Below are 12,587 nucleotides of genomic sequence, written 5' to 3' on the forward strand. Positions count from 1 at the left end.
CCACCATGAAAAAACTGATCACAACCTGTGTTGTTGCAACCGTGCTGCACACGGCCCATGCCGTGGAAAACCTGTCGGTCGCTGGGGATGGGGGCGCTGTTACGGAGTTGCTGGATATGGAACTGGGCAACTTCGAGGTTTGGATGGGGATTCCCCATTCCTCGGTGAAGGGCTTGCCGGAGGGCACGTTCCAGTCGGACAAGGTGACGCAGGGCGTTCCGATGGGGTTGGATGCCGATGTGAAAAACGTCTTTTCCATGATCGAGCAAGCCGGCCAGCCGGTGCTGCATGTGAGCGGCGAAATCTATGGCGCGCTGACCACGAAAAAGGAATACGGCAACTATCACCTCAGCCTATGGCACAAGTGGGGCGACAAAAAATGGCCGCCGCGCGAAACCGTGAAGCGCGACAGCGGCATCCTGTACCATTGCTACGGCGAACACGGCCGGTTCTGGAACGTTTGGAAAACCTGCCTGGAATACCAGGTGCAGGAGACCGACCTCGGCGACTTCATTCCGCTGGGCGGCAATGCCGCCACGCCGAAGGTGCCCGGCCCGCAGGCGGAGATCCGGGGTGACTTTGACGATAAAAAGGAAAAACGCTTCGACCCCGCAAGCGAGGTTTATTCCAGCAAGCTCGGATACGTCCATGCCTGCTCCGAGCACGATGCGCCGCACGGCGAATGGAACCATCTGGAATTATATGTGGTTGGCAACGATGCCGTGCATGTGGTGAACGGCCATGTGGTGATGGTGGTGGAAAACGCGCGCAAGCCCGATGGCTCGCCGCTGGTCAAGGGCCAGATCCAGCTCCAGAGCGAAGCGGCCGAATGCTATTACAAGGACATCGTACTCACCCCGATCCGCGGGTTTCCCGCTGGCATCCGTGAAAAGGTCAGGTTGAAGGAATGAAGAAAGAGCTGCTGTTTGCCTTGCTGTCGGTTGCAATCGGGGCGGGCGCTTCGGTTCAGGTGGACTTGTCCCACGCCTACGTCGGCCCGGCGGCGGTGGCCCAGAACACGGGCGATCTTCAGCTGTCGTTTTCGGTCAATGCAACCGGAGGGGTTGCGCTGGCGGCCACGTCGGCGGATCCCGACCCCGCCGTTTATGTGGCCGGGTTTTCGGCATGGGGTGCGGTTTCGAATCCCGCCCTTTGGAACGGTTCCTTTTCGATCCATGTTTCCAGTGTCGGGAACCTGCGCATCGACAATGGCGGGTTGGGCCTCTGCATCCAGGGGGGGGATGCCCAGAAGATTGATTGGTCGAACGAGGTGGTGGTTGCAACCATCGACGTGCCGGATGGCACCTTCGGCCTGCTGGGGGTGGATTATGCCAATGCGTCGACTTCGGCGGGCACGTTGCTGGACGTGAACGGAACGTCCCATGCGCTTTCGGGGGCGGCGGGATCGGTTGCGGTTTCGGGCGAGGGCGGCTTTTCCATTTCCTCGGCTTCCGATGGGCAGGGGCAGGGGTTCGTGCTGGCGGGATTTTCGTTCGATGTTTTTCCCGCATCGAATCATTCCATGGCCCTCGGAACCGACCTGACCGATGAAGTGGTCGTGACGCTGGCCGGCTCCTCCACCAACTTTGCCTTCCCCGGTTCCACGGGGGATGTGCTCACCGTGGGGTCGGCGGCCACGCTGATCACCATCCCCGATGATGGCGGAACGAGCCCGGTCGAGCTGAACGGGGGCGGGCTGGCCCTGGAGCCGGGATCGCAATGGATGCTGGATGGAGCAAACTATTCCAACGCCTTTGCGGTGGGCGAACGCTTTGTGCTGGCGAACTATGGTTCCTTCAGCGGAGGAACCCTGGGCGTCGGCTTCCGCAACTTCAATCTTCCGGCCGACCGCGACCTTGCGCTGGTCCAGGCCTCGACTTCGCTCTACTTCGAGGTTGTTTCGCAATCGCCGGCAACAGGGCCGAATATCATTATCGTGAACGTGGACGACATGGTGGGCGGCCAGCACTTTGGCTTCGAGGGGCGCGATTGCCTGACGCCGACGCTCGATTCCATGGCGGCCAACGGCATCAACTTCCGGGAGGCCTTCGCGGCGTCGACCGTCTGCGGCCCCTCGCGCTATTCGTTGATGACCGGGCGCTGGGCATCGCGGAACACGAGCGAAAACTATATGTCCAAATACCCGCCTGGGACGCTGGGGCGCTTCGGCGTTTCGGATACCGAGCTGGAAGACGACGGCGAAAACGTGGGTGCCTGGCTGCAGCGGGCGGGATACCGCACCGGGTTTGTCGGCAAGGCCCATTTGATCGATGACGAGCTGGGCCGAACCAACGACTGGCCATCGGTCGGAATGATACCCTATCCCCAGGCCGCCGACCCGGCCACCGATGCCGGGGTGAATGGGGCCATGCGGCATAACCACCGCATACTCACCCAACGCATGCGCCCCTATGGCTTCGATTTTGTGGGCGGCCTCTACCGGGCGAACCTGCTTGAACTGCGCAACGACGCGCTCAATGTGCACAACCAGGAATGGATCACTAAAAACGCCCTGGACTTCATTGACCAAAACCACCGCCAACGCTTTTTCCTCTACATGGCGCCAACCATCAACCACGGCCCCGTGAGGAACGACCTCACCAAGTCGCTCCGGGCGGATCCGCGCTACACCGGCGCCGGCTTCCTGCCGGATCAGGACTATTCCTTCATGCCGCCGCGCCAGGCGATCATCGCTGAGGTGGAAAATGCGGGCAAGGAGCTGATCTCGGCCCGGGAAACCTGGATCGATTATTCGCTCGCGGCCATCACCAACCGGCTCGCGGCCCATGGCATAGAAAACGACACGCTGATCATTTTCACCGCCGACCACGGCGAAAAGACGCTCACGAACAGTCCGGCCATCTGGGGCAAGTCGTCGCTCTACGATCTCGGGATGCGCGTGCCGCTGGTCATGCGCTGGCCGAACGGCATCGCGGCGCCGGGGCGGGTATACGATGAAAGCGTATCGCACATCGATTTTGTGCCGACGCTCCTCGAGCTGGCCGGGGCGGCCGGCCTGCCGACCCGCGAAATCGACGGCGAAAGCCTGGTGCCGGTGCTGGACGGAAGTACTGCCGCGCTGCGCAGCGAGGTCTTTTGCGAAATCGGCTATGCCCGTGCCGTGCGCTCCAGGGAATGGAAATATATTGCCGTGCGCTACACGCCTTCGGTCTACGCGCAGATTGAAAGCGGCTATCTTTGGAAGAACTATATCACCGGGTTGTTTACGGAACCGCGACCCTACTATGTCAATAACAGCGGACTTGGCTATTACACCCAGAACACCCATCCGGGCTATTTCGATGATGACCAGCTCTATGACCTGGCCAACGACCCGATGGAGCAGACCAATCTATATGGGAAACTGCCGGCCATCACCTACGACCTGAAAAAACGATTGGCCGTTTATATGGGCGATATCCCGAACCGACCCTTCCGCCAGTCTTCGGATTCCTCGGTCGAATTCTCGCCTTCGCCGCCGGGAATGCCGGAGGCTCCGGATGCGATCCAAGTGCAGTGCCTGGACTCGAACCGCATCAGGCTGGGCTGGAACGATGTTTCAGCCAGCGAACTCGGCTATATTGTTGAACAGTCGACCCATGGCGCAGGCTTTGGAATGGTGGCCGAGCTGCCTGCGGGAAGCACTTCCGCAACGGTTTTCGTGAGTGCCGACATCGAAGATGCCATGCTGCGGGTATCGGCCTACAACGCCCTCGGCGATTCCGCCGCATCCTCCGATGTTGATTTGCTGGCCCCCGACTGCTGGCGCCACCGCACCTTCGGAAGCACCACCAGCTCCAATAGCCAGTGGACGGCCGATCCGGATGGCGATGGGCTCGAAACCATCTGGGAATATGCCTTTGCCACCGATCCGCTCAATCCGGCCTCCAGCGCCTCGATGGGCGGTGGGGTGTCGAACCAATGGCTTCAGCTCGTTGTTCCCCGCAACCAACGGCGCATGGTGGCCATCCAGGCGCGGGTATCGACCAACCTGCACGACTGGGCGGTTGGCGAGCCGGCGGCTACGGTGGTGGCATCCTCGGAATCCAACCTCGTTTTTCAAAGTTCAACCCCGGTTGGAGGCGCTTCATCGCAATTTATCGGGGCGGATATAACGATTCCATAAGAACTCGTAAAAAATGGATTAAACTCCGTTTGACAAAGCAACATAATCGTGAGAAAACGTTTATCCATAAATAAGGAGAACACATGAATGGAAGCATGAAATGGATGGTGGCAATTCTCGCGTCGGGTGCCTCGGTGGCCATGGCGTCGATCTCGTTGGATTTCAATGTGGCGTCAACGTATACCGGAGCGAGCCGTTTGCGGGTGAGCAGCGACGTCATTACCTACAACTTCAGTGTGGATGGCACGGGTAACGTTACGCTCGACGCATCGGCTACCTCGACCGATGGGAATGCCGTTACTACGGTGGACAGCTGGGATGGAGCCGTGGGAACGGTTTCGGATGCGGCTCTCTATGGCACCTCCTTCACGCTCTCGGCGCAGGGATACCGGCGCATCAACGATGGTTCGTCGTATGCGAGCACGGATCTTTCGATGGACGGAGAGGATGGCGGCGGGATTGGTGTTTTTGGCCAGAATGGCAGTCTGATTGATGGCTCGACCTTGGCCACTACCAACCTTGAACAGATTGTGTGGACACTCAGCGGCAATGTGGTTCTTGATTTCGATTCGTTCGACTACAGCGATTGGGGCGGCAGTCCCGACATCGAGCTGAGCGATGGCACCACATCCGAGATCTATCTGAACATGACCACGACGGAACCCACCGATGTTGCTTTGACCAAGGATATTTCCTCCGCTGGTTTTTCGATTGGTAACGGAGAATCCTTTACTTTTGCAGCCCCCGTGGATGGGTCGAATGGTATTGCTATCGCAGGATTGAACTTCACGGCTTCCATCCCCGAACCGGCCACGCTCGGTCTGGTGACGGCATTCGGGGCCGGTGTTCTGTTTGTCCGCCGCCGGTTCATGCTGTAGCGGTTTGGATTCCATCTTCTGTTGGGCCGGCCGAGTGCCGGCCATTTTTTTAGGCTTCTGAAAATTGAGGAGTGAACAATGACCAAGTTTTCTGGAATGGCGGCAATGCTGCTTTGCGTTTCGTTTGCATCGGCGGAAATTACTCTGGAATTTCCGGTGGAACCCCTCAACACCGGGGCAACGCGGCTGAACGCTGGCTCAAGTTTGGTTTTTGATTTTGCGGTCGATGGTTCCGGCAACGTGACCGTGGATGCAACCACCGCGTCGGGCGATCCCTTGGCAATTGCAACGGTCAATGGCTGGGATGGCGTTGTGGGGTCGGTGGCGAATGAGTCGCTGTTCAATTCATCGTTCCAGTTGACGGCATCGGGATATCGGCTGGGTTCATCCAACAACATTTCATTAGATGGCTACCAGGGCGGTCAGTTGGGTATTTATGGCCGCAATGCAAGTCGCATTGACGGGGCGAACTATGCTGAAACCGAGGAGTTGAAGTGGGAAATCACCGACGGAAATCCTGAGCTCCAATTTACCGGTTGGGTCTATACTTCGGACAACGGTATTGGGGACTCAATTATCGCTGATGCCGACTCCGCCATCACGAATTTTAACCTGGCTGGGCGGCTGGGGACAAATACACTGCCAGGCATTACGCTGGACAGCGGTGAGTTTCTGTCTTTCATGCAGCCGACCAACGGCTCGCACGGTTTCGGGCTGGCCGGTTTTTCGTTCGATCTTGTCGGCGCACCGGTGCCGCTCCAACTGACGACCGGTATTGTCGAAGTGGCCTTTTCCAACACGCTGACCAACCGGCTGCTGGATGTTCCGATACGGCTTGATTATTCGGTGGACGGGAGCGGTATTGTTTCGTTGGATGCCTCGACCAGCTCGTCCGATCCCGAAGCCATTGCGGTGGTCGACGGCTGGGACGGTGCCACGGCGTTGTTCACCAATCCGGTGGTGTTCAATTCAACCTTCAGCCTAACCCTCGATGCCATAACCGAAACCGGCGGCGGGCGGGTGGCGCTGGCCGAAACCGCACCCGGCGGGCTGGGCATCCAGGGGCAGAATTCGAGCCGCATCGATGGCGGCGGACTCGCCACGCCCAATGTGGAAACGCTGCGCATCGCCACCGCGACGGGCGCGGCCAGGGTCGGCTTCAAGGGCGTCGGCTGGAACAACTCCGCCAACGGCGTGCAGATGACCGCCTCGCTTGGGAACCACGCCGCGACGAATGCGGTCGGCGGGGTTTCCGGCGAATGGTTGCTCGAAGGGTTCACCGCCGCATCGGGCGAGACGCTGGCGCTTTCGACCGCTTCCGCGCAAGGCTTTGCCCTGACCGGATTTTCGTTCGAGCTGGTGGTTCCGGAAGTGCAGCCGCGCACCAATGCGTTGCCCAACATTATCGTGATCCTGGCCGACGACCTCGGCTACTCCGACATCAGCCACAATCCCTATTCCGCGCCGGAGGTTTCGACGCCGAACATCGACAACCTGATTAGCAACGGCGTCTGGTTTTCCGATGCCTATGCTTCGGGTAACATCTGTGCACCTTCGCGCACGGGCTTCCTTTCGGGTTGCTACCAGCACCGCATCGGCGTCCACCACGAGGGCGACGTTAACGCGTCGAGCTTCAGCGCAACCTTCCCGTATTTCCCGCAGCACCTGAAGCAGCAGTTCGACGGGGTGGAGGACTACGCCACGCAGTTCGTCGGCAAGTGGCACCAGGGGCGCGACCGCACCGCGACCGTGAGCGTTGATGGCAACAACAACGGCAGTTTTACGGAAGATGAATTCGACTATGGTTTAGCGGAAGAAGCGACCTTGAAATACAATCCGCTCAAGCGCGGGTTCGACCAAGTCTATGGCTTTGTCGATCTCGGTGGTTCCAGTTATTGGAACTATGGACGCGGTTTCTTCGATCAGCTCTACCGCCACGAATTTGAGGCGCCGATCGATGGCATCGACGACGGCGATGCGCTCGAAACCTACATGACCACACGCTTTACCGAGGAGGCCTGCGGCTTCATCGAAACGCAGGCCGCCGCGGACAAGCCGTTCTTCGTCTACCTCTCCTACAACGCGGTGCACACGCCGATGGAGGCGCCATCCACTCCGGCGGGTTTGAGCGAAGGCGATCCCGGTTGGTTCCCCGATGCGGAATACTACAACACCAACTTCCCGAACATGGGGCAGACGCCGTCCTACGTCTACGACAACATGTCCGATGCCGATAAGCAGGCCAACCGCGCCATCCTCATGGCCATGCTCTACCACATGGATCAGGGCATCGGACAGGTGGTCGACTGCCTGACGACCAATGGGGTGCTGGACAATACCATCGTCGTCTTTTGGTCGGACAACGGGGGCTCGCAGGCCAGCGTGGCCGCAAACGATCCGCTCCGCGAGCGTAAGCATTTCAACTACGAAGGCGGCGTGCGGGTGCCCATGACCATCAGCTGGCCGGACGGCCTCGGCGCCTACCACGGAACCACGGTCGATGCGCCCGTCATGAGCATCGACATCCTGCCGACCGCACTAGATGCTGCGGAGATAGAGCCGATAAACGGTTTCAGTGCTCTTGATGGTAAGAGCCTGCTTCCGCTCATTCGCGGGGAAGTGGATGCCGTTCATGATTCTCTGTGCTGGAGCGAGGGGGTCGATACCGGCGAATACTCGATTCGTCAGGGGGACTGGAAGCTCTATATCGATCAGGATGTCTACGAGTTGTATCACCTGCGTGATGATGTTGGAGAATCCAATGATCTTTCCCTGGTTCATCCGGAGCGTGTTCGTTCCATGCGCCAGACCTTTTATGCCTGGATGGATGAAATGACCGCAGTAGCAGGAGAGGCTGTTGATGAGCGTTTGTGGAGCACCGTAACCCCTTCCGGCATTCCGGCTGAACCGGCTGTTATTTTTCAACGGGTGGAAGCCGCTGATGGTTCGTTTGTGGTGGAATACGATGAAATGGCCGGCTGGCTGACCAACAGGGTCTTTGAAGCCACAGACTCTCTAACCAATGGCTGGGCACCTGTTTATCCTGAATCTCTGGAACAGGTAGACCGCTTTCTGGACAGGAGCACCTTCCATGCGGTTTTCCCGGCCACCTCATCTCAGCAGTTTTTCCGGGTTATTGCTGAATAGGAACAGAACTTTTTTTTCCTGTTTCTTCATGATATCCTGCGTTCAAATGAGACGATGTATATTTTTTTCTGCAGTGGCGTGGGTGCTGTCTTCTGCTCCGTTGTCGGGGTGGGCCGTTACACCGTATGAGCCGGCTCAGGGCGATCCGATACTGGAACCCTGGCGCTGGCGATATGAGGAGGCGCTGGAGGGGGTTGGAGCAATATGCATGGATGAAGCTCCGGATGGTACGCTTTGGTTCGGCGCAACAGGATGCATTGCATCGTATGACGGACATCAGGTAGAGCGGATTCCTTTCGACGAAGACCTGTTATCAAAGATTTCCCACGACCGGGCAATTCCCTGGGCAAAAGCGTTGTTGTTAATGGAGGATGGAAGCCCGCTCGCGCTTATTGGCGAGAGTCTGGTGCTTTGGAAGAACAGGGAGTGGCGTGTCATTGTACAGGATGTCGGCCGTTCCGTGTTTTCCTGCCGGTTGGCCCGTGCTGAAGACGGCGCCATCTGGGTGCTGGTTCCGCAGGCGCTTTGGAGAGTCGAGCCCGATCTTTCCGGGGCCACCAGGATTGCACAGGTTTCCGATCAGCAGGAATTGGCGGCATTCTGTTTGGATCGGTCGGGAGATGTGTGGGCGGTTGAGCGAACAAAGGATCCGTTCCCGCAGCTTATTCATATCCCGATGCAGGATGGACGTGCCGTCGGACGGAATGAATGGGAGCGGTTCAGAATTCCTTCTGAACATGATATGAATGACACGCATCTGGTGTACAGCGGCGATGGCCGGCTTTGGTATGCTGATTCCGCACGGAAGTCCGGTTTGCTGGTTTTTGATCCGGAGAGCGGAGAATGGATAAAAAAAACAGATGAAAGCCAGTATCTGGGGATTACTTCTCTTTTTCAGGGACAGGATGGATCGATATGGGGAGGAATGGAAGGGGGGCTTGTTCGCTGTTTAACCAGCGAGGAGTTGAGGGTTTATCCACGCGGTACACTGGGTCTGCCTTTGGTGCCCATATCGCTTTTCGAGGTCTCGGATAACCGCATGTGGGTGATCGGCCGGGTCGGTTATGTCTATTCAGTCGACCTGGGTACCCGGGAGTGGATGTCGCTGGAGGGTCTCCAGTACCAGTGTGAGACGCCGGATGGAAAACGGTGGTACATATCGCTCGAGGTTTCCATTGTTTCTCATGATCCCGGCACCGGGGAGTGGCTGGAGTATTCAGCCCAAGAGGTTAATCTTAACCGGATTTTTTCCCTGGTTGCCTCCTCGCACGGACTGCTGTGGGCAACGGGGCGCCATCAAGGCATGGCCGCTCTTTCCGTTTTTGACGGTACCCGCTGGAGCCTTCACGGCCATGCGGATTTTGCACGCTGGATTGAGCCCCGCGGAGTAATCGAGGCATCGGATGCAACCATGTGGTTCGGGGCTGGCGGCCGCCTTTTGAATGATGAGCCGGATGCTGGTGGTATTCTGCAGTATGGGGTGGATGGAAGAACCGGGCAGGTGAACCTGCTCGGACGGTTTACTCCCCCGGATTTTCCCTACTATTCAACCGCATTCGCCCAAACGCCGGATGGTGCCCTTTGGGTGGGGTCGACATTGATTTTCCGGGTGGACAAGGGCGGGGAGGGTTCTGCTCCTGTTCCTGTCCGGGGCCTGGGAGGGGAGAATACCGTAAGCATGGCCGTCGATCATGAAGGATCTTTGTGGGTGGCCAAGGAGCATTTCGGGGTGTCCCGCCGGCTCGGTGATGAGTGGGAAGTCTTTTCCACGGAGGACGGCGTTGCCAGCCTGCTGCTTTCAGACCTGCTGGTGCTGGACGACGGATCGCTGCTGGCCTCTTCTGATGGAGGAATCAGCCGGTTCGATGGGAAGAGCTGGACAACGCACGCCTATCCCGAACGGTTCGGCATGGTCAAACGCTGGAGCGGAATGAAGCTTTCGCCGGATGGCTCAATCTGGTTGAACTACAGCGATGATGAACTGCAATCGCCCTTGCTGCTTCAGGGAAAGAACCAGCGCTATGGTACCGTACGGCATATGCCCGAAACAATTCCTCCGGAAACGCGGATTGTCGAATGCCTTGCAAAAGTCGCCCAGCCGGGCAATACCCACATTACCTGGGAAGGCCGGGATCCATGGGGGGAGACGGCGAGGGAAAACCTGCAATATTCCTGGCGTTTGGATGGGGGGGAATGGTCGCCTTTCACGCTGGGAACCGGGAATACATTTCTGAACCTTGAACACGGGAGGCATGTGCTGGAGGTGCGCGCACGTGATCAGGCCTTCAATATAGACCCAACGCCGGATCGATCCGTGTTCGTGGTGATTGCTCCGCTTTGGCTGCAGTTCTGGTTTATCGCCATGATTGCGGTGATGGCCGGAGGGGCGGTGCTGCTGATTTGGACCATGGTCTATTTTCATGAAAAAGGATTAAAGGATCGGCAGCGTCATCTCGTCGAAGTTGATCAGATGAAGACCAGTTTCTTTACCAATATTTCTCATGAACTGAATACGCCGCTCTCCTTGATCAGCGAACCGCTTAAACGCGTACTTGCAGAATCTGAGCTGTCGGATAAAAATAAGAAACGGATTTCGATGGCTTTACGGAATGCCAACCGGGTTTCTGTTCTGGTTTCCCAGATACTGGATTTGAGAAAGCTTGAGCTGGGCAGGATGAAAATGGAGCCTTTGGAGGGCAATATTTCCTCGGCTGTTTACGAAAGTGTTGAACTGCTGCAACCGCTTGCCCGGATGCATGGTGTAACTTTTCTGTTTAAGGCCGAAGATTCAGTGCGCGGATGGTTCGATGCAGATAAACTTAAAAAAATTGTCCAGAATCTGGCCGGGAATGCGATCAAGTTTACCTCTCCTGGCGGAGAGGTGTCCATTACGCTCAGAGCGTTAAGTGCTCAGCATAAAGGTCGGAAGCTGGAGCTCATTTTTGAGGATACCGGAAGCGGAATTGAGCCGGAGCATTTGAGGCATGTATTTGATCGGTTTTATCGTATTCCTGAAAAATCTGTTGTAGACGGTTCCGGGATTGGCCTGAATCTGGTTAAGGAACTGGTGGGTCTTTGGGGCGGAACCGTCGCGGTTGAGAGTCCGATCCATGAGAATGAAGCGTGTCCGGGAACACGCTTTACCGTGGTGCTTCCGCTCGACAGAGATGAAGTTTAAAAAGTTGGAAATGGTGATAGGTGAGGCAATGCAAAACGCTGAAGAACAACCCAAACTTCTGATTGTTGAAGATGACCTTGATTTGATGACCTTTCTGGTGGATGAGCTGGAAGAGGAATATCTGGTGTGTTCCGCGACCAATGGCCGGGAAGGCATGGAGCTGGCATGCGAGCAGATGCCTGACCTGATCGTGACCGATCTGATGATGCCGGTCATGAGTGGTTCAGAATTATGCAGGGAGCTCAAGAGCCGTTCCGAAACCTCGCACATTCCTGTCATTATGCTCACGGCAAAGTCGGCAGTTGAAGATCAGGTGGAAGGGCTTCAGGTAGGGGCCGATGACTATATCACTAAACCGTTTGTGCTGGAGCTGCTTCAGGCACGAATTAAGAACCTGCTGAATTCCCGGGCCAGACTTCGGGAGCGCTTTCGGAGCGAGCTGCTCGAGGATGTGCCCACTCGGCTGGACGCGCTGCCGGATCATGATTTTATGATCCGTTCGTTCAGAGTGCTTGAGGAACATTCTGCTGATCCCGAATTTTCTGCAGATGACCTGGCAAAGCTTTTGGCCATGAGCATGAGTACGCTTCATCGTAAACTCAAATCGCTGACCGGTGAAACACCTGCCAAGCTGATTTGGAACGTACGCCTGAAGCGTGCCGCAAAACTGCTGAAAGAATCGGATCTTCGGGTAACGGAAATTGCTTTCATGGTGGGCTATGCCGACTCCAATCATTTCAGCCGTCAATTTAAGCAGCAATACGGTAAAACGCCCTCAAAATTCAGATCCGGTGATTCAACGCCGGACGACTGATCCCCCGTTCAAAAACATACAGGTCCAAACTAAGTGAGTCATTCCTCGCAGAGCCGCAGAGATCACAGAGCAGTTGAAGAGGGTATTTCTCTGCGTCCTCCGCGCCTCTGCGAGGGAAAGATTTTATACCGCAAAGTATTCGCGAATGGTATTGTTGACTCTGTCAGTGCGGCAGCACTTTATACCACAAAATAATGAGGGTTGGTATGAGTCATCATTCCAACCATTGGACGTTCCTATCGTTGTGTTTTTCCAGCCTCTGGAAATTGCCAGCCAGTTTCATTTATCTACGAAACGCTTAAACGTTTTTATCACATAAAAACTTAGTATTTATTCCTTTTTCATTCGTTTGACAAATCTGTGCGGTTTTTTGATAAGCCTGTGCGAGCGTTTTTTTCCGTAAGTGATACGTTTTACCACATAGAAAACGGAGGAATTGCGAGC

Annotated in this window: 6 protein-coding genes; all 6 read left to right on the forward strand. The window is 56.7% G+C overall.

All coding sequences use genetic code 11. From position 1 onward, the window contains the following. Positions 1–5 precede the first annotated feature (5 nt). Positions 6–911: a 3-keto-disaccharide hydrolase gene (locus E9954_RS06690; RefSeq protein ID WP_222847084.1), complete on the forward strand. Its 906-nt coding sequence runs from the start codon at positions 6–8 to the stop codon at positions 909–911. Next, on the forward strand, positions 908–4,126 hold the full coding sequence (locus E9954_RS06695; protein ID WP_136078435.1) for a sulfatase-like hydrolase/transferase: 3,219 nt from the start codon (positions 908–910) through the stop codon (positions 4,124–4,126). The genes E9954_RS06690 and E9954_RS06695 overlap by 4 nt, the downstream gene beginning before the upstream one ends. A gap of 83 nt (positions 4,127–4,209) precedes the next feature. After that, positions 4,210–5,004 (forward strand): PEP-CTERM sorting domain-containing protein, encoded by a 795-nt coding sequence (locus E9954_RS06700; RefSeq protein WP_136078436.1) that lies wholly within the window; start codon positions 4,210–4,212, stop codon positions 5,002–5,004. 78 nt (positions 5,005–5,082) lie between these two features. Then, the gene (locus E9954_RS06705) at positions 5,083–8,151 is read left to right on the forward strand and encodes a sulfatase-like hydrolase/transferase (RefSeq protein ID WP_136078437.1); all 3,069 of its coding nucleotides are present in this window, start codon (positions 5,083–5,085) and stop codon (positions 8,149–8,151) included. A 46-nt stretch (positions 8,152–8,197) separates the two neighbouring features. Beyond that, on the forward strand, positions 8,198–11,329 hold the full coding sequence (locus E9954_RS06710; RefSeq protein WP_168442034.1) for an ATP-binding protein: 3,132 nt from the start codon (positions 8,198–8,200) through the stop codon (positions 11,327–11,329). A 28-nt stretch (positions 11,330–11,357) separates the two neighbouring features. Then, complete coding sequence (locus E9954_RS06715; RefSeq protein WP_168442035.1) at positions 11,358–12,143, forward strand: response regulator transcription factor; 786 nt, start codon at positions 11,358–11,360, stop codon at positions 12,141–12,143. Positions 12,144–12,587: the final 444 nt, after the last annotated feature.

Origin of the sequence: Pontiella desulfatans (assembly GCF_900890425.1) — a bacterium.
GTDB lineage: Bacteria > Verrucomicrobiota > Kiritimatiellia > Kiritimatiellales > Pontiellaceae > Pontiella > Pontiella desulfatans.

Bases quoted from the DNA above. Each gene is read 5' to 3' on its own strand.
- E9954_RS06690 (WP_222847084.1), top strand. From the start codon at position 6: ATGAAAAAACTGATCACAACCTGTGTTGTTGCAACCGTGCTGCACACG.
- E9954_RS06695 (WP_136078435.1), top strand. From the start codon at position 908: ATGAAGAAAGAGCTGCTGTTTGCCTTGCTGTCGGTTGCAATCGGGGCG.
- E9954_RS06700 (WP_136078436.1), top strand. From the start codon at position 4,210: ATGAATGGAAGCATGAAATGGATGGTGGCAATTCTCGCGTCGGGTGCC.
- E9954_RS06705 (WP_136078437.1), top strand. From the start codon at position 5,083: ATGACCAAGTTTTCTGGAATGGCGGCAATGCTGCTTTGCGTTTCGTTT.
- E9954_RS06710 (WP_168442034.1), top strand. From the start codon at position 8,198: ATGAGACGATGTATATTTTTTTCTGCAGTGGCGTGGGTGCTGTCTTCT.
- E9954_RS06715 (WP_168442035.1), top strand. From the start codon at position 11,358: ATGCAAAACGCTGAAGAACAACCCAAACTTCTGATTGTTGAAGATGAC.